We start from the raw sequence: 21522 nt of genomic DNA on the forward strand, positions 1-21522 counted from the left end.
CGCATCCTAGATTCCGCCTCTCCCGCCGGGTTCAAAGACAGGCTCTCAGAGGGTCGCCGCCAGCCTGGTGCCCTGGTCGATGGCGCGCTTGGCGTCCAGCTCGGCGGCGACGTCCGCGCCACCGATCAGGTGCACGGTGGCGCCCGCCGCCGTCAGCTCCTCGAACAGGTCGCGGCGCGGCTCCTGCCCCGCGCACAGGACGACGGTGTCCACCGGCAGCACGGTGGAGGTGCCGTCGACGGTGATGTGCAGCCCGGCGTCGTCGATGCGGTCGTAGCTGACGCCCGGCACCATCGTCACGCCCCGGTGCTTGAGCTCGGTGCGGTGGATCCACCCCGTGGTCTTGCCGAGGCCCGCGCCGACCTTGGAGGCCTTGCGCTGGAGCAGGTGCACCGCGCGCGGGGGCTTGGGCCGCTCGGGCGCGCGCAGCCCGCCGCGCTCGCTGTAGCTGGTGTCGACGCCCCACTGCCGGAAGTACGTCTCGGGGTCCAGGCTCGCCGCGTCGCCGCCGTCGGTGAGGTACTCGGCGACGTCGAAGCCGATGCCGCCCGCGCCGACGATCGCCACGCGCTCGCCGACCGGCGCGCCGTCGCGCAGCACGTCCAGGTAGGTGACGACGCTGGGGTGGTCGGAGCCGGGGATCTCCGGGGTACGGGGCATCACGCCGGTGGCGACGACGACCTCGTCGTAGCCGCCCGCGGTGAGCTCGTCGGCGGTCGCGCTGGTGTTCAACCGGACGTCCACGCCGCGCAGTTCGAGCTGCGTACGGTAGTAGCGCAGGGTCTCGTCGAACTCCTCCTTGCCGGGGACGCGCTTGGCGATGTTCAGCTGGCCGCCGATCTCCGCCGCCGCGTCGAAGAGGGTGACCGCGTGGCCGCGCTCGGCCGCCGAGACCGCGAAGGCCAGCCCGGCCGGGCCCGCGCCGACCACGGCGAGGCTCTTGCGGCGCTTGGTGGGGGAGAGCACCAGCTCGGTCTCGTTGCAGGCGCGCGGGTTCACCAGGCAGGAGGTGATCTTCCCGCTGAAGGTGTGGTCCAGACAGGCCTGGTTGCAGCCGATGCAGGTGTTGATGGTCTCCGAGCGGCCCGCGGCCGCCTTGGCGACGAACTCGGGGTCGGCGAGGAACGGCCGCGCCATCGACACCATGTCCGCCCGGCCCTCGGCGAGCAGCCGCTCGGCCACTTCGGGGGTGTTGATGCGGTTGCTGGTGATCAGCGGGATGGAGACGGATCCCATCAGCTTCTTGGTCACCCAGGTGTACGCGCCGCGCGGCACCGAGGTCGCGATGGTCGGGATACGGGCCTCGTGCCAGCCGATGCCGGTGTTGATGAGGGTCGCCCCGGCCGCCTCGATGGCCTTCGCGAGCGTGACGACCTCCTCCAGGGTGGAGCCGCCGGGCACCAGGTCCAGCATGGAGAGCCGGTAGATCAGGATGAAGTCCGCGCCGACCCGCTCCCGGGTACGGCGGACGATCTCGACAGGGAAGCGCATCCGGTTCTCGTACGAGCCGCCCCAGCGGTCGGTGCGCCGGTTCACGGCGCCCGCGATGAACTCGTTGATCAGATAGCCCTCGGAGCCCATGATCTCGACGCCGTCGTACCCGGCGGACTTGGCGAGGTGGGCCGCGCGCACGAAGTCCTCGACGGTCTGCTCGACCTCGTCGTCGGTCAGGGCGTGCGGCACGAAGGGGCTGATCGGGGCCTGCAGCGCGCTGGGCGCCACCAGGTCCTGGTGGTAGGCGTACCGGCCGAAGTGCAGGATCTGCATCGCGATCCGCCCGCCCGCCGCGTGCACCGCGTCGGTGACCGTGCGGTGCTGGGCGGCCTCCGCCTCGGTGGTGAGCTTGGCGCCGCCCTCGTACGGGCGGCCCGCGTCGTTCGGGGAGATGCCGCCGGTGACCATGAGGCCGACCCCGCCGCGGGCGCGCTCGGCGTAGAACGCCGCCATCCGCTCGAACCCGTTCTCGGCCTCTTCGAGCCCGATGTGCATGGACCCCATCAGCACCCGGTTGGGGAGGGTGGTGAAGCCGAGGTCGAGGGGGCTCAGCAGGTGGGGGTAGTCGCTCATCGGGGGGCCTCCGGATACGGCGGTGTCGTCAGCTCCAGTTGTAGAGCACGGGACGCGGTTGTGCAACAAGTTGCATAAAGGCGGTCGGCGCACGGCAGGCGTGGTGAGCAGGATCAGTCCGCCCGCCGCCACGACGCCGCTGGCGAGGGCGAGGACCAGACCGGCCGTGCCGTAGCGGAACTCCTCGCCGAACATGGTGAGCCCGACGGTCGCCGCGACCACCGGGTTGACGACGGTGACGGTCGCCAGCGGCGCCGCGAGCCCGGCGCCCCGGTAGGAGGCCTGGGAGAGCAGCAGTCCGGCGGCGGCGAGCACCGCTATGGCCAGCAGGCTGGGCACCTCGCTCAGTTGGAGGCCCGCGTCCCAGTCCTCGGCCACCAGCTTGGTGAAGACCGACGCCATACCGAAGGAGACACCCGCCGCGGCGGCGAGCAGCACGCTGCGCACCACCGGCCGGTGCACCGCGCGCGAGGCGAGGAAGAGCACCGCCATCCCGCCGAAGGTGACGGCCGCGAGCAGCGTGCGCTGTCCGCCGCCCACCGAGTCGGCGTCCGCGTCGGTGGTGAGGGCCAGCAGCCCGGCGAGGCCGGCCGTCGCCATGACCGCGCCGCGCCAGGCCGCCGCGCCCGCCTTGCGGCGCACGAAGACGGCGGCCATCGGCAGCGCGAAGACTATGGTCAGCGCGCCCAGCGGCTGGACGAGGGTCAGCGGTCCGCACGCGAGTGCCACGACGTGCAGCAGGGCGCCGAGACCGTTGAGTGCCACGGAGACCCACCAGGCGCTCTGGCGGAGGTAGGTGCTGTCGGGGGTGGCCGCGGCCACGCGCTCCTGGACGATCGCCGCGGCCGCGTAGGCGACGGCGGAGACCAGGGAGAGCAGCACGGACAGGGCAAGGGCACTCATGCATCCACGATCTCTCGCGAATCGCCTTCCGTCGTCGTCCTTGAGACCGCATTGACACGTACTGCCATAGGAGTACGCGCCTACTCCAGAAGTCGTCCATACATCGGACATTCGGTACAACTGCTGGTGGGGGTGGGTGGGATCGGGTTATTTCGGCCAGCCGTACGACCTAGGATGTCCGGTAGTAGTCGCATGTGAGTTCGATCGAAAATCTGGAAGAATTGCGCCGATCCTGGCGCGGACACGCCACGTCTGGCTCTGCCTGCCGTGTCCGCGGTGTCTTCCAGGGGGTGGCGGTCCGGGGCGCACGGCGTCGCCCGCAGGTGCGAACCAAGGGGACGAGTGGTGGATCTGGCGGCGCTGTCATCGGTGGGCGGGTTCTTCGCGCTCCGCACCGGACCGGCGGACGGCGAGCACCGCCCGCTGGCGCGGCTGTACGCGGGCGAGGACGCCCCCCTGACGGCCCGGATCGACACCGTCACGGCCGCCCTGCGCGCCCCCGACCGCCGGACCGGCGCCTCCATCGCCCACCTGGGACTCGTCGCCCGGCTCTGGTCGATCGCCCTGGGGTCCGCCGTGCTCCACGGCGAGCTGCCCGACCTCGATCCGGGGGCCCTGTCCTGGGACGGCGGCAGCGGCGCCCCAGACGACCTGCTGCTCGACGGGGTCCGGGCGCTGCCCGGCACCGCCGAGCGGATCCGCGAGAGCGTCCAGTACGGCCACCTCGTCCCGCTCGCCGAGGCCTTCCGGCGCGACACCCCCGTCTCCTCCGGCCTGCTGTGGGGGAACGCGGGCTCCGCGCTCGCCGGGGCCGTCCGCGAGCTGCACCGCTGGGCGCTGCGCGGCGGGCGTCCCGACGCGGCCCGGCGGGCCCTGGAGCTCGGCGCCGAGCTCTTCGCCCACCCCGATCTGGCGGGCACCGGCACCCTGCTTCCCGGCCCGGCCTTCCGGCGCCGCAGCTGCTGCCTCTACTACCGCTGCCCGGGCGCGGGACTGTGCGGTGACTGCGTCTTCGACCGGCCGCCGGCCCGCGCCTGACCACCGGTCCCCGGGCTCGCGGTTTGGTGTGCGGCGCCCTCGATCCGTACGATTGCGCTTTTGGGAACTTCCACGCGCGGGCGAGACCGCACACATGACCGAGGAACGGCGACGGCGATGACGGTGACAGAGGACATCCAGGACCAGGAGTACGGTCCCGGCATCGGCCAGGAGCCCGGCGAACCCGACATGGAGTACGGCCCCGGCATCGACCCGGAGCGGCTCGCCCTCTGCCTCGGCGTGCTGGCCGAGCTCGACACCATCGAGGTCGACCACCCGGACGCGATCGCCGTGCGCCGCGCCACCGCCGCTATCTACCGGACCGTGAAGCAGCGCCGCCGCCAGGAGCGCCGGGCCGCCAAGACCGCCCACGACCGGGCCGTCACCCACGCCACCGCCACCGGCTCCGCCGAGCGCATCGACGACGAGACCGAGGGCATCCTGCCGTCCTCCGCGACCCCCACCGGAGAGATCGCGGGGATACTCCAGCGCCCGCGCTCCTGCTACATCTGCAAGTCGCGGTACGTCGAGGTCGACTACTTCTACCACCAGCTCTGCCAGAAGTGCGCGGCCGAGAACCGGTTCCGCCGCGAGGCCCGCACCGACCTGAGCGGCAAGCGCGCGCTGCTCACCGGCGGCCGGGCCAAGATCGGCATGTACATCGCGCTGCGGCTGCTGCGCGACGGCGCCCACACGACCATCACCACCCGCTTCCCCAAGGACGCCATCCGCCGCTTCAAGGCCATGGACGACTCGGCGGAGTGGATGCACCGTCTCGAAGTCGTCGGCATCGACCTGCGCGACCCGGCGCAGGCGGTCGCCCTGGCCGAGCAGACCGCGGAGCAGGGCCCGCTGGACATCCTGATCAACAACGCCACCCAGACCGTGCGCCGGCTGCCCTCCGCCTACGCGGCCCTGGTCGACGGCGAGGGCGCCCCGCTGCCCGCCGGCGAGCTCCCCGCCCACCACGTCATCGGCGCCTTCAACTCCGGCGCGGTGGACGGCCTGGCCGCGCTTCCGCTCGGCACCTCCGGCCTCGACGCCCAGCGGGTCGCCGACCTCGCCCTGGTCGCGGGCAACGCCAGCATCGCCCGGCACCACGACGGCACCGCCATCGACGCGGGCGGCCTGCTCCCGGACGTCGTCGACACCAACACCTGGGTGCAGTCCATCGACCAGATCTCCCCGGTCGAACTGCTGGAGACCCAGCTGTGCAACTACACGGCGCCGTTCATCCTGATCAGCATGCTCCGCCCGGTGATGGCCGAGGCCGCCCGCAAGGCGCCCAACGGCCGCGCCTACGTGGTGAACGTCTCGGCGATGGAGGGCGTGTTCAGCCGCGGCTACAAGGGCGCCGGCCACCCCAACACCAACGCCGCCAAGGCCGCCATGAACATGGTGACCCGCACCAGCGGCCAGGAGATGTTCGAGACCGACAAGATCCTGATGACCTCGGTCGACACCGGCTGGATCACCGACGAGCGCCCGCACCACGACAAGCTGCGCCTCGCCGAGGAGGGCTTCCACGCCCCGCTCGACCTGGTCGACGGCGCCGCGCGCGTCTACGACCCGATCGTGCGCGGCGAGTCGGGCGAGGACCTGCACAGCGTCTTCCTCAAGGACTACGCGCCCGGCAACTGGTAGACCGCGCCGGATACGCGAACGGTGGCCGGACTCCCCCGGGGAGTCCGGCCACCGGTGTGTTCAGACGCTCCGAGCGCTGCCGTGCCGTGCGGCCACCAGCTCCAGGACCGGCCGCCAGTCCTCCATCACGCCCACGTCGAGCCCCACGACCTTTCCGGCGTCGTCGGCCTGGCGCAGGGTGAGCGCCGCCTCGGCCTCCGGGTCGAGCGCGAAGGCGTCCGCCTCTTCGGGCGTCATCACCCCGCCCTGCGCCCGCAGGGTCAGCTCGCTCTGCCGCGACAGCGTCCGGTCCGGCTCGACCGCCGCGAGGTAGCGCTTGGCCGGAACGTGCAGCCGCACCAGCCGGGCCACCCGCGCTCCCAGCAGCGGACGCACCGCCTCCGCCGCGCGGTCCGCGTGCCCGGCGTCATCACCCGGACGGAGTAGATGCCCCAGGTCGTGGACGAGCCCCGCGACCTGGAGCTCCTTGTCGCTCGGATGGGCGCGGCGCAGCAGATGGGCGGTCTGCAGGGCGTGGTCGTGCAGATCGACCGGATCGCCGCTGCGGTCCGGTGTGTCCCAGGCGTCCCGGCAGGCGTGCAGCAGGTCCATCAGTTCCCCGACGGACCGGGGCCGGCTCGGCAGGTCCATGTGAACTCCTCCCCGGGTGGCGGTCGTCGCGGGTCAGCAGATCATGGCTGGATGAACTCCGTGCTGAACGGGCGGCGAAGGAAAGTTGACGCAAAGGAAATGGCCCCATCGAGCGGGGCCCCGCTCATTTGGTTACTCTGACCCCGACGGAAGCCATCAAAGGATCGACCAGTCCTCGATGCCCGTTCCGGAACCGGCCCGCACACTGGGCCGAGCTTCCGACAGAGTGCCGGCGCCACCGCGTCAGAACTGCCCCTGCCCCCTGCCCCCTTGGACGGCCGGCGACCGGGAAGAGACCGGAGCCGCCAGTACGCCCAGGGTTACGCGACACAGAGGAGTGCGCGGTGACACCAGAGACGACAGAACGCGAACAGCGGACGCCGGAACGCGGCGACCGGCCGGGCCGGCCCGAAAAGCTCCGCAACCTTGAGGTCTGGGCCCGTTCGGCCCCGATCCGGCTGGCCGGTTACGAGGACGACCTGGCCGAGCCGCACATCCTGCCTGGTATCGACTGACCGAAGTCGCGCGACGCGTGCCCCCTGTTCCGGCAGGGGGCACGCGTGTGTCCGGTGGCGCCCGCGACACGGGGAGGCGGCTCCCGTACGGCGGCGGTCCGCTTGCGGGACGGGCGGACCTCCGACAGACAATGAGGGACAACTCGGGGCGAACAGGTGGGAGATCTACGTGCGCCCGACCCCGCGCCGGTTCACCCTGGCGGCAGTCGTCATGTCCTTCGGAGTGCTCGTCGCGGCCTGCGGCGGCGACAGCAGCGGCACCAGCGCCTCCGACCAGAAGGAGCTGTTCCTGCAGCCGGTCGCGGCCTCCGGCCCCGACCCCTTCACGGAGTCGTCCGCCAAGTCCGCCAAGCCGCTCACGCCCTCCCAGGCGCCGCCCAGCGCCCCCAGCAGCCCCACGGCGACCGTGCAGACCGTCCGGGCCGTCTCGGGTTCCACGCCCGGCCTCTACGGCGGCACCCAGTCGGTGGCCAGCTGTGACGTGGAGCAGCAGATCCGCTTCCTCAACGCCGACCGGGTGAAGGCGCGCGCGTTCTCGGAGACCGCCGGGATCAACCCGGACGACCTCCCGACGTTCCTGCGCGGGCTGACCCCGGTGGTGCTGCGGGCCGACACCCGGGTCACCAACCACGGCTTCAAGGACGGCCACGCCACCGCCTTCCAGTCCGTGCTCCAGGCCGGTACCGCCGTCATGGTCGACGACCACGGCTCCCCGCGCGTGCGCTGCGCCTGCGGCAATCCGCTCAAGCCGCCGGTGGCAACCCGGGGCGCCGCCTCCCGGGGCCAGTCCTGGCCCGGCTACCAGCCGCAGCGGACCGTCGTCATCAACCGCACCACCACGGTCATCAACAGCCTGATCATCGTGAACGTCGTCAACAACACCTGGATCGAGCGGCCGACCGGTGACCACGGCAAGCACGACCGCGAGCGGCCCGACATCCAGATCGACCCGACGGCGCCGGTGGTCACCGACTCGCCGAGCGTGCCGGTGAGCCCGGACCAGTCCAGCCCGGCCGTCTCGCCGAGCGAGTCCACGCCGTCCACGTCCAGCACCTCCCCGAGCACCAACTGCCCGAGCCCGGCCCCGACCGTCACCGTGACGAAGTCGCCCCCGTCGGTGCCGCCGGGCGGCAACACGCCGATCACGCCCCCGCCCTCGGGCTGCCCGACGGCCACCGTCACCGTCAGCCCCAAGCTGACCACGAAGCCACCGACGGCCCCGAGCCAGCAGATCGTGCCGACCCCGTCCACCGAGCTGCCCACGCTGCCCTCCGAGCCGCCGCCGGTCTTCCCGCCGGAGCCGTCGGGCGGCGGCGAGGTACCCACGGGCACCTCCGACTTCGACACCGAGCCGCCGCTGGACGCCCGATTCTCCTGACGGACGCCGCCGATCGGACCGAGGATCGGAGTGACGATGGACGAGTGGCCCGCGGCCCCCGGTCTCGGCCTCGCCCTCAACCGCATGGGCACCTTCGACTGGGACCTCACCAGCGGGCAGATGCACATGGACCGGTCGGCGCTCGCCGTCTTCGACATGGTGCCCGAGGAGTACGACGGCCGGCCCGAGACGCTGGGCAGCCGGGTGACCCCGGCCGAGGCGGCCCGGCTCGACGCCCTGGTCTCACAGGCGCTGAAGAACGGCAGCGTCCACTACGGCGCCTACTTCCGCGTCCGGCTGCGCGACGGCACCGCGCGCTGGACGCACACCCAGGGGTACGTGGTCCGCAACGACACCGGCCTGCCGCAGCGCATCATCGGCGTGGTCCGCGACGCCACCCAGGAGCTCACCGAGTACTCCGACCGCCCCGCCGCCGACGACGAGGACCGCCGCCGCAGTACCAGCGTGGTGGACAGCACCACGGCGGCCCTGGCACACGCCCGTACCGTCCAGGACGTCATCGACGTGCTCAAGGGCTCGCACGGCCTGGAGCACCTGGGCGCCACCAGCCTGGTGATGGGGCTCCTGGAGGCGGGCCGGATCCATCTGGTGGCCGAGGGTCCCGAGGACAGCTTCGTGCCCGGCACCCGCTGGACCCGGGTCGACGAGCAGTACCCGATGAGCGAGGTCGTGCGCACCCTGGCCCCCCGGTTCATCCAGACCGCCGACGACTTCGCCCGCTCCTACCCCCGCCTCTGGCCGCACATCAGCGGTCTCGGCATCACCGCCGCCGCCTATCTGCCGCTGATCGCCCAGGCCCGCCCGATCGGCGCCCTCGGGCTGCTGTACAGCGACAAGACCGGGTTCACCGCCGACGAGCGCAACCTCCTGGTGGCGCTCGGCAGTTCCATCGCGCAGAGCCTCCAGCGGGCGGTGCTCTACGAGCAGGAGCACGACCTCGCCGAGGGGCTCCAGCAGGCCATGCTGCCGCGCCGCATCCCCGAGGTGCCCGGCGCCCAGATCGCCGTGCGCTACCGCTCGGCCCGGCTCGGCCGGGACATCGGCGGCGACTGGTACGACGTCATCCCGCTGCCCGGAGGCCGCGTCGGCGCGGTCATCGGCGACGTCCAGGGCCACGACACGCACGCCGCCGCCGTGATGGGCCAGCTGCGGATCGTGCTGCGCGCGTACGCCGCCGAGGGGCACACCCCGGCCACCGTGATGGCCCGCGCCTCGGTGTTCCTGCACGAGCTGGACACCGACCGCTTCGCCACCTGCACCTACGCCGAGGCCGACCTGTCGACCGGAGTCGTCCAGCTGGTGCGGGCCGGGCACGTCGACCCGCTGCTGCGGTACGCCGACGGCAGCTGCCGCAGACTGCCGGTCGAGGGCGGCCTCCCGCTGGGCCTGTCGGCGGAGTTCGGGCGCCTGGAGTACCCCGTCTCCACCGTCGAGCTGGACCCCGGCCAGACCCTGCTGCTCTACACCGACGGCCTGGTCGAGCAGCCAGGCGCGGACCTCGACGACGGGATGCAGCTGCTCGCCGCGCTGGTGCGCTCGGGGCCCGGCGACCTCCAGGAGCTCGCCGACCGGCTGTGCGACGTGGTCGACGACCGGGCGGGCGACGACGACGTGGCGCTGCTGCTCCTGCGCCGGCGCGCCCTGGAGGCCCCGCAGAGCGGCGGCCGGCTCCAGCAGCACGTGGCGCAGAACGACCCGGAGGCGCTGAGCTCCTCGCGCCATATGATCCGGGCCGCGGTACGGGCCTGGGGCGCGAGGGAGCGGGCCGACGAGATCGAGCTGGCCGCCGACGAGCTGATCACCAACGCGCTGATGCACACCGATGGCGGCGCCATCGTCACCGTACGGGTCCTGGCCGGGCCCGAGCGGCGGATGCGGGTCGAGGTCGAGGACCGCTCCAGCGCCCTGCCGCGCCGCCGGGAGGCGGGCGACTCCGGGGTGTCGGGGCGCGGCCTGATGCTGGTGGACCGGCTCGCCGATGTGTGGGGCGTGGAGTCCAGGGGCAGCGGAAAATGCGTGTGGTGCGAGTTCGTCGTCCCGGAACGCAGCGCCGCCACCGACGCGTGACGCGCCGCCGGTGGCGCGTACGACGGATGGCCGCCCCGGACGTCGGCCGGCCGGAATCCGCGCTTCCACCCGGTTAATCTGTGAGGTATGCCGGAATTGCCCGAGGTTGAAGCGCTCCGTGACTTCCTCGCCACCCATCTCGTCGGCCAGCGGATCGCCCGCGCGCTGCCCGTCGCGATCAGCGTCCTCAAGACGTACGACCCGCCGCTGAGCGCCCTCGACGGGCGGACGGTCACCGGCGTCGGGCGGTACGGCAAGTTCCTCGACATCGACGCCGGCGGCCTTCATCTGGCGGTCCATCTGGCCCGCGCCGGCTGGCTGCGCTGGCACGACGCCCTGCCCGCCGACCCGCCGCGCCCCGGCAAGGGGCCGCTGGCGCTGCGGGTCGCGCTGGAGGGCGGGGCCGGGTTCGACCTGACCGAGGCGGGCACCCGCAAGGGCCTCGCCGCCCACCTGGTGCACGACCCGCGGGAGGTGCCCGGCATCGCCCGGCTCGGACCCGACCCGCTCGCCCCGGACTTCGGCCGCGACCGGCTCGCCGAGCTGCTCGCGGGGGAGCGGCGCCGGCTCAAGGGCGCGCTGCGCGACCAGTCGCTGATCGCCGGGATCGGCAACGCCTACAGCGACGAGATCCTGCACGTGGCACGGCTGTCGCCGTTCAAGCCGGTGGACCGGCTGACCGAGGAGGAGGTCACCACGCTGTACGAGGCGGTCCGCGCCACCCTCACCGAGGCCGTGGAGCGCTCGCACGGGCTCGCGGCGGGCCGTCTCAAGGCGGAGAAGAAGAGCGCCATGCGGGTGCACGGCCGGACCGGCGAACCCTGCCCGGTCTGCGGCGACACCGTCCGCGAGGTCTCCTTCGCGGACTCCTCGCTCCAGTACTGCGCCACCTGCCAGACCGGCGGCAAGATCCTCGCCGACCGCCGGATGTCCAGGCTCCTCAAGTAGAGGCCGTCACAAGAGGGTGGCCGCCGCTCACCCGGATCTCGTCAGCGTCGCGAGCCGCGCCCCGTCCTGGGTGCGCACCTCGAAGCGGGAGATGTCGGCGGGCGCCAGCGCCGCCGCCCCCCGCATCGTCACCTGGGCCCCGTCCCGTACCGCCCAGGTCGCCACCGTGTTCTCCTCGCCGCCGCGCCCCACCGCGACCAGCGTGCACACCGCCGGGCCGCGCACCCCGCCCACGTCGAGCCCCACATCGGTGCCGAACCCGGTGGGCGCCGCCGCGAGGGTCGCCGTCACCCCGGGCGCCGAAGCGGTCGCCGTCCAGTGCGGTGCGGCGGGGTCCGCCACCAGGCTCAGCACCCCGAACGGCGCGCCCACCACCAGCGCCGCCGCGGCCACCAGCAGTCCGAGCCGCCTTCTGCGCTGCGCCCGCAGCCGCCCGCCCACCGCGCCCAGCGCCGAGTGCAGCAGCGCGGGCGACGGCGTGGCCACCGGATCCACCCCGGGAGGCGTCCAGCGGACGTACGCGGCGAGCAGCGCCTCCACGCTCCCGAGCTCCTCCAGCAGGCGCGCGCAGTGCGCGCACCCCGCCAGGTGCTCCTCGAAGCGGAAGGTGTCGGCGACACCGAGCACACCGAGCGCGTACGCCCCGACGTCCCGGTGGAGTTCCAGCGGCCTCATGCCGTCTGGTACGCAGACGAGGGCCCAATCACTCAAGTCACACGGGAAGGGACAGTAAGGAGTCGGCGCACCTACAATCCGACCGCATGCTGCGCGTACTGGCGGTAGACGACGAAGCCCCCGCCCTCGAAGAGCTCCTGTACCTGCTGCGCTCCGATCCGCGGATCCGCAGTGCCGAGGGCGCCACCGGGGCCACCGACGCGCTGCGCCTGATCGGGGGCGCGCTCGACGCCGGGCACGACGGCGAGCAGGGCGTGGACGTCGTCTTCCTCGACATCCACATGGCGGGGCTCACCGGCCTCGACATCGCCCGGCTGCTCGCCGGGTTCGCCCGGCCGCCGCTGATCGTCTTCGTCACCGCGCACGAGGGCTTCGCGGTCCAGGCCTTCGACCTGAAGGCGGTCGACTACGTGCTCAAGCCCGTCCGCCGGGAGCGGCTGGCCGAGGCGGTGCGCCGGGTGGCCGAGATGAGGGGCGAGCGCGCCCCGGCGCTCCCGGAGACCGCGGCGGGCCACATCCCCGTCGAGCGCGGCGGCGTCACCCGGTTCCTGGCCGTCGCCGACATCGCGTACGCCGAGGCGCAGGGCGACTACGCCCGGCTGCACACCGACGCGGGCAGCCACCTGGTGCGCGTGCCGCTCTCGACGCTGGAGGACCGCTGGCGCGCCCACGGGTTCGTCCGCATCCACCGCAGCCGTCTCGTGGCGCTCGCCAGGATCGACGAACTGCGCCTGGACGCGGGCAGCATGACCGTCCGCATCGGCGGGGCCGAGCTCCCCGTCAGCCGCCGCCATGCGCGTACCCTCCGCGACCAGCTGCTGCGTCGCGGCGGCCGCTGACGATCCGCCCACTCCACGTTCTGGTGGTTCGTCAGAACAGATGGATCGCCAGATGCCCGAGCGGCAGGCCGAGTTCCCACGCCGGGGTCCACACCCGCGGCTCGTCCTCGGTCTCGGCGCGCGGGTCCACTCCGCCCGGCACCACCGCGTCCAGGTCCGCGGCCAGCAGCTCGGTCTCCTCCAGCCATCGCCACGCGTCCCGCGCCAGTGCCAGGTCGGGGCCGGACCCGGCCGCCTCCCGCTCCTCCAGCCGCTCGCGGACCCAGCCGTGCCACGGCCGGCCGGCCGCGGTCAGCGAGCTCCACTCGTCGAGCCGGGCCACCACCCGTGCGCCGCCGACCGCGCCGTCCGACAGGAAGATCGTCAACGCCAAGGCGTTGCGTCCGGCCCTGAATTCGAGCGTCGTCGGCGGCATGAGATCGCCGGTGCGCAGTAATTCGTCGGCGATGTACTCCGCGTACATCCAAGCCATCGGCACCAGCAGCTCGCCACCACTGGTCCCGTTCGTACCCTCCGGACGCATTCCGTCTCGCCTCTTTCATCGACTGTCCAGGCGCTCCAGGGAGCTCCAGGGAGCATTGAACCGGGGGCGCGCGCCCGCCGTGGCCAGAAGGGCAGGATCCGTCGTCCCACACGAGGTGCCCATGCATGTGCGGCAGCTGCTCGGCGCGTACGTCCTCGGCGCCCTCGCACCGGACGAGGACCGCCGGGTCGCCGGTCATCTGCGCACCTGCCCGGGCTGCCGCGCGGCCTACCTGGAGGTCGCGGAGACGCCCTCGATGCTGGCCCTGCTCTCCGAGGAGGACCTGGCGGACGGGCCACCGGACGAGTAGCCCGGCAGGACCCGCGCCAGGGCCCGCAGAGCATAGTACGAACGGGACTTGACGGTGCCGCACGGCACCCCCAGGACCTCGGCCGCCTCGGCCACGCTCAGTCCCCGGAAGTAGATCTGCGTGAGCACCGCGCGGTGCTCGGGGCTCAGGGTGCGCACCGCGTCCCGCACGTCGAGCGCCGCCGTCGACCGCTCGGCGTGGTCGTCCTCCGCCTCCACGCGCGCGTCCAGGACGGCGTCGTGGACCTCGAACGGCCGCGCCTGCCGGTTCCTGCGGGCATCGATCGCGAGGCGCCGCCCGACGGTGAACAGCCACGGCCGCATCGAGGCGTACGGGCCCTCGAACGCCTCCGGGTGCTGCCAGGCCCGTACCAGCGTCTCCTGGAGCAGGTCCTCGGCGCGCTGGCGGTCGCCGTAGGTGAGGCCGAGCAGGAAGTGCATCAGGGCGGGGCCGTGCTCGCGCTGGAGCGCCGCGAGATCGGGCTCGCGGGTGTAGCGCCGCGGCGGCGCCGCGCCTCGTGGGGCCGCATCCGAGAATCCCGTGCTCACCGTGGTGCTCCCTTCCCGAGAAGTCCGCAGGCCGCAGCCCGTATCCGAGCGCAGTCGGACGCGAAGGGACAGCCGCCGGACCGCGACATGCGACGAACGGTCGAATGAAGCGGCGAATGGTGCGGCGAACGGTTAGGGATTCGGGCGGAATAGGCACTATATGGATATCTGATAATCCATCAGGCAATGTCGACCCATGGAGCCCGGTGCCATGACCAGCAGAACGAGCCGGCGGAGGGCGGCCGTCGCGGCCCTCGCCCTCGCCGCGACCGCCGGGTGCGCGGCGGAGCACCCCGCCCCCGCGCGCCTGCCGCACCACCAGGACTCCGAGCGGCCCGGCACGCCCTCGCCGGCCGGCGGTGCGGCGACGGCGGCCGCACGCCCGTTCACGCTGGTCGCCACCGGTGATGTCCTGCCGCACTCCTCGACCATCGAGCGCGCCTCGACCGACGCGTCCGGGGACGGCTACGACTTCCGGCCGATGCTCGCCGGCGTCAAGCCGGTGATCTCCCGGGCGGACCTGGCGATCTGCCACATGGAGACGGTGTACGGGCAGGACGGCGGGCCCTTCACCGGCTATCCGGCGTTCAAGTCGCCGCCGCAGGTGGCCGCGGCGCTCAGGGACGCCGGGTACGACTCCTGCTCCACCGCGTCCAACCACAGCCTGGACGACGGGGCCGACGGGATCGCCCGGACCCTGCGGGCCTTCGACAAGGCGGGCCTCAAGCACACCGGGTCGGCCCGCACGGCCACCGAGTCCGCCACGCCCGCGCTCATGGAGGCGGGCGGCGCGAAGGTCGCCCAGCTGGCGTACACGTACGACACCAACGGCTATCCCCTGCCCGATGGACAGCCCTGGGCCGTCCACCTCATCGACGAGCAGAAGATCGTCGCGGACGCGCGCGCGGCGCGCGGGGCCGGGGCCGACGTGGTCGTCGTCAGCCTCCACTGGGGCACCGAGTGGCAGACCGACCCCGACGAGCAGCAGCTCCGGCTCGGTAAGGCGCTGACCGCCGCGCGCACCGGCGGCCGACCCGACATCGACCTGATCCTGGGCACGCACGCGCACATCCCGCAGGCGTACGAGAAGGTCAACGGCACCTGGATCGTCTACGGCGAGGGCGACCAGATCGCGGGGGAGATGTTCAACAACAGCGGCGCGCGCGACGCGCGCGGCAACATGAGCTCCATCGCCCGCTTCACCTTCGCGCCGCCCACGGGGCCGGGGGCGCGCTGGGAGGTCACCAAGGCGGAGTTCATCCCGCAGTGGGTCGACGCGGACCGCGGCCGTGTGGTGGCTTTGCCCGAGGCCCTGCGCACCTCCCCGGACCGGGAGGACTACCGCACGGCCCAGTCCGAGATCCGGGAGGCGGTGCTGGGGCGCGGGGCGGCGCGGGACGGCTTGACGATGGCGGAGCGCTAGATCCGCGGCCCGGTGGTGGGTTGCCCGCGCAGTTCCCACCGGCCCCAGGTGCCCTGGGGGCGCGGGGAACTGCGCGACCAGCCCCCACCGGCCCGCAGTCGAACACGGGTTTAGGGGCGCGGGGACCTGCGCGACCAGCCACCCACGGCCCGCGGCTGAACGAGGGCTTCCAGGGGCGCGGGGAACTGCGCGAGCAACCCACCACGCAGCCGCAGACAAAGGCCGGGCCAGACCTACGGCACCACCGTCACCGGCCAGCGGCCCGCCTTCACCAGGCGGACCGCCACCGAGCCGATGATGCGGTGGCCCGCCGACTCCGAGGCGCCCACCACCACCGCGTCCGCCTTGAGGTCGTCGGCGGCCGTCACCAGGCCCCCGTACGCGTCGCCGCGCAGGGTGTGGAACTCCCAGCGCACGGTCCAGATGTCCCTCACCCGTTCCGCCGCCGTGCGGATCTCCTCGGCGAGGCCCTCGGCGATCTCCCCGGTGGTGTCGGCGATCGGCGCCCCCATCGCGGCGCCCGCGGGCACCAGCGGCTGGACGTAGACCACCGCGAGGAGCGCGTTCTGCCGCCGCGCGAGACCGCTCGCGTACGCCGCCGCCCGCAGCGAGGAGTCGGAGCCGTCCACCCCGACGACGATGACCTTCGGACCGTCCGTACCACGTTCGAATGGTGCTGTCACACAAAAGAGGCTAGCCCCGCGGCGAGGCGCGTCCGACAGGCGGCCCGGCGCGGCGCTCCCTAGAGTGCAAGGCATGAGTGTCAGCGAGGAGACGCCCATACCGGCACGGGTCCCGACGGCCGCGCGATCCCGGTTCCTGAGCCGGGTGCCGGAGGCCTTCGCGATGTTCTTCGCCTGCCTCGGGCTCTACTGCGGGGTCATCGCGCTGGTGCCCGCCCTGCGCCGGCTGCTGCGGCCGGTCTCCTGGTTCCTCGACCGGGTCACCGTCCCCGTCAGCGCCAACCTCGCCTACGCCGTCTTCCTGCTGCTGCTCGCCGCCGCCATCGGCGCCCGCAAGAAGGTCGCCTGGTGGCTGGTGGTCGGCTACCTCGGGCTGCTCTTCCTCGCCGATGTGCTGCTCGTCGCCGTCACCGAGTGGATGTGGGCCGCCAACGGCGTCGTGTGCGGGGCCGCGCTGCTCGTGCTGATCCTGGCGCGCGGCGAGTTCTACGCCGAGACCCGGCGCGGCGCCGTCCGCCGGGCGCTGCTCGTCCTGCTCCTGGGGCTCGCCGCGGGCGTCCTGGCCGGCTGGGCGCTGGTGGAGATCTTCCCCGGTACGCTCCCGCGCGGCCAGCGGCTGCTGTGGGCCAGCAACCGGGTGCTCGGCGGCCTCGCCTCCGGCGGCCAGTTCGACGGCCGCCCACCCCGCCCGCTCTTCTTCTTCCTCGGCCTGTTCGGCGCGATCGCCCTGCTCAGCGCGGCCACCACGCTCTTCCGCTCACAGCGCATGGAGGCCGCGCTGCACGGCGACGAGGAGCCGCGCATCCGGGCCCTGCTGCGCGCCTACGGCCGCGACGACTCGCTCGGCTACTTCGCCACCCGCCGCGACAAGGCGGTCGTGTTCTCGCCGAGCGGCAAGGCCGCCGTCACCTATCGGGTGGAGGCCGGGGTGGCGCTGGCCAGCGGCGACCCGGTGGGCGACCCCGAGGCGTGGGGGCCCGCCATCGCCGCCTGGCTGGACGTGGCCAGGAAGTACGCCTGGGCGCCCGCCGTGATGGGCGCCTCCGAGGAGGGCGCCACCGTCTACGCCCGGCACGGTCTGGGCGCCATGCAACTGGGCGACGAGGCGATCCTGCAGGTCGCCAGGTTCGACCTGGACGGCCGCGAGATGCGGGTGACCCGCCAGGCCGTCCGCCGCGTCGCCCGCACCGGCGCCACCACCCGCATCCGCCGCCACTCGGCGCTCACCGACGAGGAGATGGGGCAGATCGTCGACCGGGCCGACGCCTGGCGCGACACCGAGACCGAACGCGGCTTCTCCATGGCGCTCGACCGCCTCGGCGACCCCGCCGACGGGGACTGCCTGCTCGTGGAGGCCTTCGACGCCGAGGGCAAGCTCATCGCGCTGCTCTCGTTCGTGCCCTGGGGCCCCGACGGCATCTCGCTGGACCTGATGCGGCGCGACCGCAGCGCGCCCAACGGCGTGATGGAGTTCATGGTGGCCGAGCTCTGCGCGTACGCGCCGAAGCTGGGCGTACGGCGGATCTCGCTCAACTTCGCCGTCTTCCGCTCGGCCTTCGAGGAGGGCGCCCGGATCGGCGCGGGCCCGGTGCTGCGGCTGTGGCGCAGGCTGCTGCTGTTCTTCTCCAAGTGGTGGCAGCTGGAGGCGCTGTACCGCTCGAACGTGAAGTACCAGCCCCAGTGGTTCCCGCGCTTCCTCTGCTACGGGGACGCGGGCTCGCTCGCCCGCGTGGGCCTCGCCTCCGGCATCGCCGAGGGCTTCGTCTCCGTACCCAGCCTGCGCAAGCTGTGGGGCAAGGGGCACCCCAGGGGCGTGACCAGCCCGGTCACCACCGAGGGCCTGCCGTCCATCGAGGCGCTCGGACTGGCCGGGCCGGGCGCCGAGGGGGCGGGGGAGCGGCGGCTGCCCGAGCAGGTGCGGGTGCGCCACCGCAAGCTGGAGCGGCTGCGCGCCGAGGGCGCCGAACCGTATCCCGTGGTCATTCCGACGCGCACCCACACCCTGGCGGAGCTGCGCGCCGCCGGGGCGGGAACGGCCGCCACGGTGGCCGGGCGGGTGCTCGCCGTACGCGACTTCGGCGGGGTCGTCTTCGCCGTGCTGCGCGACTGGTCGGGCGACCTCCAGCTCGCCTTCACCCGGGACGGTACGGGCGCGGAGGTGCTCGACCGCTTCACCCGCGATGTCGACCTCGGCGACCACATCAGCGCCACGGGCACCACCGGCACCACGGCCAAGGGCGAGTACTCACTCTTCGTCACCGGCTGGCAGATGACCGGGAAGTGTCTGCGCCCGCTGCCCGACAAACGGCTCGGCCTGGCCGACCCCGAGGCCCGGGTGCGCCGCCGCTACCTCGACCTGGTGGCCCGGCCCGAGGCCCGCGACGTCGTACGGGCCCGTTCCACCGCCGTCCAGGCGCTGCGCCAGGGCCTGCTGGAGCGCGGCTATCTGGAGGTCGAGACACCGATGCTCCAGCAGATCCACGGCGGCGCCAACGCCCGCCCGTTCACCACCCACATCAACGCCTACGACCTGGACCTGTATCTGCGGATCGCCCCCGAGCTGTATCTGAAGCGGCTGTGCGTCGGCGGGGTCGAGAAGGTCTTCGAGATGGGCCGTACCTTCCGCAACGAGGGCGTCTCGTACAAGCACAACCCCGAGTTCACGATGCTGGAGGCCTACCAGGCCTTCGCCGACTACGACGTGATGCTCGATCTGACCCGCGAGCTCATCCAGGGCGCGGCGACCGCCGCCTTCGGCGCGCCGGTGGCACACAAGGCCGGTCCCGACGGACGGCTCGTGCAGCACGACATCTCGGGCCCCTGGCCGGTCAAGACGCTGTACGGGGCGCTCTCCGAGGCGCTGGGCGAGCAGGTCGACGCCGACACCGACGAGCGGGCGCTGCGCAGGCTGTGCGACCGGGCCGGAGTCCCGCACACGCCGGAGAACTCCCGGGGCGACGTGGTCCTGGAGATGTACGAACGGCTGGTCGAGGAGAAGACGCAGCTGCCCACCTTCTACAAGGACTTCCCCACCGATGTCTCCCCGCTCACCCGCCAGCACCGCCGCGACCCCCGGCTCGCCGAGCGCTGGGACCTGGTCGCCTTCGGCACCGAACTGGGCACCGCCTACTCGGAGTTGACCGACCCGGTGGAGCAGCGGCGACGGCTCACCGCGCAGTCGCTCCTCGCGGCGGGCGGCGACCCGGAGGCGATGGAGCTCGACGAGGAGTTCCTGGACGCGCTGGAGTACGCCATGCCGCCCACCGGCGGACTCGGCATCGGCGTGGACCGGCTCGTCATGTTCCTCACGGGCCTGACGATCCGTGAGACACTGCCGTTCCCGCTGGTGCGCCGCCACTGAGCCACGGACCGCGGCAACGGTTCGACCGAGTACACCCCAACGGGTGTTTTCGGCCGCGCGGGCGGTGCGCTTCAGCCGTTTGGACCGTGTGCCGTGCGAGCCATGGGTCATGAAAAAGGATCAGATGCTCCCCGGGCGGCGTACGCTCCTGCGCTTCGGCGCCTGTCTGGGAGCCGCGGCCGCCCTGCGGATGCTGACCGCCGAGGACACCGGCGTTCCGAAGAGCGGGCCCGCCGGCCCCGTCGCGGGCCCGCAGGCCGCCGCGCCCCGGCTGAAGTCCACCGCGTACCGGCTGGAGCCGATGACCGCGCAGGCCCCGCCGCAGTACCGCACCGCGCTGCCGCCGGTGCGGCGCCGGCCGTTTCTGAGCATGCCCGAACTCGGCCCGCAGACCATGGTGCTGACCTTCGACGACGGCCCCGACCCGCGCTACACGCCGGAGATCCTGCGGACCCTGCGCGAGTACGACGTGCGCGCGATGTTCTTCGTCTGCGGTGAGATGGCCACCGACAACCGCGACCTGCTGCGCGAGATGCACGACGACGGGCATGTGATCGGCAACCACTCCTGGACCCACCCGCTGCTCATCAAGATGGCGCGGGAGGCGGTACGCGAGGAGATGACCCGTACCAGCGAGGTGGTCGAGGAGGTGCTGGGCGAGCGGCCGCAGTGGTTCCGCGCCCCCTACGGCGCCTGGAACCGCAACTCCTTCCAGATCGGCGCCGAACTGGGCATGGAGCCGATGGGCTGGACCCTGGACACCCTCGACTGGACGACGCCCGGCACCGAGACGATCGTGCGCCGGGTCCGGGACGGCGCGGCCCCGGGCGTCGTGGTGCTCTCGCACGACGCCGGGGGCGACCGCACGCAGAGCGTGGCCGCGCTGCGCACCTATCTGCCCCGGCTGCTGACCTCGGGCTACCACCTGCGGGTACCGCCCAAGCGGCGCTGAGGGCGGGCGGGCCGCGGGCGGTTCAGCGGGTGGCCACCATACGGGCGTAGACGACCACGTTGCCGTCGTAGCCCCTGGCCCGGGTGAAGCCGCCGCCGCAGGTGATCACCCGCAGCTCCGGGTGCCCGGTGTCGCCGTACACCCGGGCACCCGGGAAGTGGTTCTTGTCGTAGACCTCGACGCCGTACACCTCGAAGACGGCCACATGCCCGTCGTAGCGGGTCACCTCGACGTGGTTGCCCTTCTTGAGCGAGCCCAGGCCGTAGAAGACGGCGGGGCCCCGCATGGTGTCGACGTGGCCGACCATGACGGCGGTGCCGCGCTGGCCCGGGGCGATCGCGTTCTGGTACCAGCCCGCCAGGTTGGGGTCGTCCGGCGGCGGCGCCTGTACCCAGCCGTCCTGGTCGATGCCGACCTCGATGACCGGGGCGTCGACCTTGATCGCGTCGATCTTCACCCGGGAGGCCGGCGCGTACGCCAGCGGCTCGACCGGGGCCAGCGAGGTGGTGGGAACGAACACCTCCGACCTGCCCGCCAGCGCGGCGGCCGCCGCGGGCTGCGGGGGGCCCATCGTGACGTCGGCGCCGTTGCGCACCAGCGCCAGACCGGTGAGCATCACCAGGGCCAGCGCCCCCCACGGCGACCGCCTCCGATGCTCCGAGCCGCCCTCTTCCTGCCCCATCTCGCTCCCTCCAAAGCCCTCCGTGCCACCTGTAGGCACGGTAAGTGGATGAGCGCACTCCGGCGATCAGGGAGGGGCGAACGGGTGGTGGCCGGACGGCGGCCCGGGCGGCGGTGAGCCGGGGGCGGCACCCGGCGGTGACCCATCCGTGTCATGGTCCGATAAAAGTTCTGACGGTCTGTGACCTGCGGGTCCGTCAGATCGGCCGCCCGTCCCCCGGCGTGTCGGCTCACCAGGGTGGACCAGCGCCGACATGCGAGGTGAAGAGGGTGCGGTGAGGGTTCGTCATGGGAGGCGTACTCGTCGAATTTCCCG

At 72.9% G+C, this 21522-nt stretch carries 18 protein-coding genes and 1 pseudogene; 11 read left to right on the plus strand and 8 right to left on the minus strand.

What is annotated here, in order from left to right:
- Window positions 1–45: 45 nt before the first annotated feature.
- Window positions 46–2067 (minus strand): NADPH-dependent 2,4-dienoyl-CoA reductase, encoded by a 2022-nt coding sequence (locus tag A8W25_RS28855; protein WP_067167367.1) that lies wholly within the window; start codon window positions 2065–2067, stop codon window positions 46–48.
- Between the two features lie 84 nt (window positions 2068–2151).
- Window positions 2152–2970, minus strand: a pseudogene (locus tag A8W25_RS34575) (DMT family transporter); the annotation flags it as partial.
- 345 nt (window positions 2971–3315) lie between these two features.
- Between A8W25_RS34575 and A8W25_RS28860 the strand changes: the two are divergent.
- The gene (locus tag A8W25_RS28860) at window positions 3316–4008 is read left to right on the plus strand and encodes a (2Fe-2S)-binding protein (protein ID WP_067166823.1); all 693 of its coding nucleotides are present in this window, start codon (window positions 3316–3318) and stop codon (window positions 4006–4008) included.
- A gap of 117 nt (window positions 4009–4125) precedes the next feature.
- Window positions 4126–5652, plus strand: a complete 1527-nt coding sequence (locus tag A8W25_RS28865) for an SDR family NAD(P)-dependent oxidoreductase (protein WP_067166825.1) — start codon at window positions 4126–4128, stop codon at window positions 5650–5652.
- A gap of 60 nt (window positions 5653–5712) precedes the next feature.
- Here the strand turns inward: A8W25_RS28865 and A8W25_RS28870 are convergent, their stop codons facing one another.
- Window positions 5713–6282 carry an inositol oxygenase family protein gene (locus tag A8W25_RS28870; RefSeq protein ID WP_067166827.1) on the minus strand — a complete coding sequence of 190 codons (570 nt, stop codon included), beginning with the start codon at window positions 6280–6282 and terminating at the stop codon, window positions 5713–5715.
- A 344-nt stretch (window positions 6283–6626) separates the two neighbouring features.
- Here A8W25_RS28870 and A8W25_RS34580 point away from each other — a divergent pair, with 344 nt between their 5' ends.
- The 4 genes from A8W25_RS34580 to A8W25_RS28885 all read left to right on the plus strand — a co-directional run bounded on the left by A8W25_RS34580 (window position 6627) and on the right by A8W25_RS28885 (window position 11211).
- The gene (locus tag A8W25_RS34580; protein ID WP_199831852.1) at window positions 6627–6797 is read left to right on the plus strand and encodes a hypothetical protein; all 171 of its coding nucleotides are present in this window, start codon (window positions 6627–6629) and stop codon (window positions 6795–6797) included.
- 169 nt (window positions 6798–6966) lie between these two features.
- On the plus strand, window positions 6967–8175 hold the full coding sequence (locus A8W25_RS28875) for a DUF6777 domain-containing protein (RefSeq protein WP_067166829.1): 1209 nt from the start codon (window positions 6967–6969) through the stop codon (window positions 8173–8175).
- 36 nt (window positions 8176–8211) lie between these two features.
- Window positions 8212–10263 carry a SpoIIE family protein phosphatase gene (locus A8W25_RS28880; protein ID WP_067166832.1) on the plus strand — a complete coding sequence of 684 codons (2052 nt, stop codon included), beginning with the start codon at window positions 8212–8214 and terminating at the stop codon, window positions 10261–10263.
- An 87-nt stretch (window positions 10264–10350) separates the two neighbouring features.
- Window positions 10351–11211, plus strand: coding sequence for an Fpg/Nei family DNA glycosylase (locus A8W25_RS28885; protein WP_067166835.1), 861 nt, complete (start codon window positions 10351–10353; stop codon window positions 11209–11211).
- 27 nt (window positions 11212–11238) lie between these two features.
- On the opposite strand, the gene A8W25_RS28890 is transcribed toward A8W25_RS28885, so the two are convergent.
- Complete coding sequence (locus A8W25_RS28890; protein ID WP_067166837.1) at window positions 11239–11886, minus strand: zf-HC2 domain-containing protein; 648 nt, start codon at window positions 11884–11886, stop codon at window positions 11239–11241.
- 86 nt (window positions 11887–11972) lie between these two features.
- Between A8W25_RS28890 and A8W25_RS28895 the strand changes: the two genes are divergently transcribed.
- On the plus strand, window positions 11973–12725 hold the full coding sequence (locus A8W25_RS28895; RefSeq protein WP_067166839.1) for a LytR/AlgR family response regulator transcription factor: 753 nt from the start codon (window positions 11973–11975) through the stop codon (window positions 12723–12725).
- A 31-nt stretch (window positions 12726–12756) separates the two neighbouring features.
- On the opposite strand, the gene A8W25_RS28900 is transcribed toward A8W25_RS28895, so the two are convergent.
- Window positions 12757–13248, minus strand: coding sequence for a hypothetical protein (locus tag A8W25_RS28900; RefSeq protein WP_067166842.1), 492 nt, complete (start codon window positions 13246–13248; stop codon window positions 12757–12759).
- Between the two features lie 121 nt (window positions 13249–13369).
- Between A8W25_RS28900 and A8W25_RS28905 the strand changes: the two genes are divergently transcribed.
- Window positions 13370–13558, plus strand: a complete 189-nt coding sequence (locus A8W25_RS28905) for a zf-HC2 domain-containing protein (protein ID WP_067166844.1) — start codon at window positions 13370–13372, stop codon at window positions 13556–13558.
- Here the strand turns inward: A8W25_RS28905 and A8W25_RS28910 are convergent.
- The gene (locus A8W25_RS28910) at window positions 13477–14106 is read right to left on the minus strand and encodes a sigma-70 family RNA polymerase sigma factor (protein ID WP_067166847.1); all 630 of its coding nucleotides are present in this window, start codon (window positions 14104–14106) and stop codon (window positions 13477–13479) included. The two genes, A8W25_RS28905 and A8W25_RS28910, sit on opposite strands and share 82 nt — an antisense overlap.
- Window positions 14107–14317: 211 nt before the next feature.
- Between A8W25_RS28910 and A8W25_RS28915 the strand changes: the two genes are divergently transcribed.
- On the plus strand, window positions 14318–15529 hold the full coding sequence (locus A8W25_RS28915) for a CapA family protein (protein WP_067166850.1): 1212 nt from the start codon (window positions 14318–14320) through the stop codon (window positions 15527–15529).
- A 233-nt stretch (window positions 15530–15762) separates the two neighbouring features.
- Here A8W25_RS28915 and A8W25_RS28920 read toward each other — a convergent pair whose 3' ends face one another.
- Window positions 15763–16287: a universal stress protein gene (locus A8W25_RS28920; protein WP_079126506.1), complete on the minus strand. Its 525-nt coding sequence runs from the start codon at window positions 16285–16287 to the stop codon at window positions 15763–15765.
- On the opposite strand from A8W25_RS28920, the gene lysX reads away from it, so the two are divergent.
- Window positions 16286–19573 (plus strand): bifunctional lysylphosphatidylglycerol synthetase/lysine--tRNA ligase LysX, encoded by a 3288-nt coding sequence (gene lysX / locus A8W25_RS28925; protein ID WP_067166854.1) that lies wholly within the window; start codon window positions 16286–16288, stop codon window positions 19571–19573. The two genes, A8W25_RS28920 and lysX, sit on opposite strands and share 2 nt — an antisense overlap.
- Before the next feature lie 109 nt (window positions 19574–19682).
- Window positions 19683–20525, plus strand: a complete 843-nt coding sequence (locus A8W25_RS28930) for a polysaccharide deacetylase family protein (RefSeq protein WP_067166856.1) — start codon at window positions 19683–19685, stop codon at window positions 20523–20525.
- A gap of 22 nt (window positions 20526–20547) precedes the next feature.
- On the opposite strand, the gene A8W25_RS28935 is transcribed toward A8W25_RS28930, so the two are convergent.
- Window positions 20548–21207 (minus strand): class F sortase, encoded by a 660-nt coding sequence (locus tag A8W25_RS28935; RefSeq protein WP_067166859.1) that lies wholly within the window; start codon window positions 21205–21207, stop codon window positions 20548–20550.
- Window positions 21208–21522 lie beyond the last annotated feature (315 nt).

Origin of the sequence: Streptomyces sp. ERV7, assembly GCF_001653515.1 — a bacterium.
Lineage (GTDB): Bacteria > Actinomycetota > Actinomycetes > Streptomycetales > Streptomycetaceae > Streptomyces.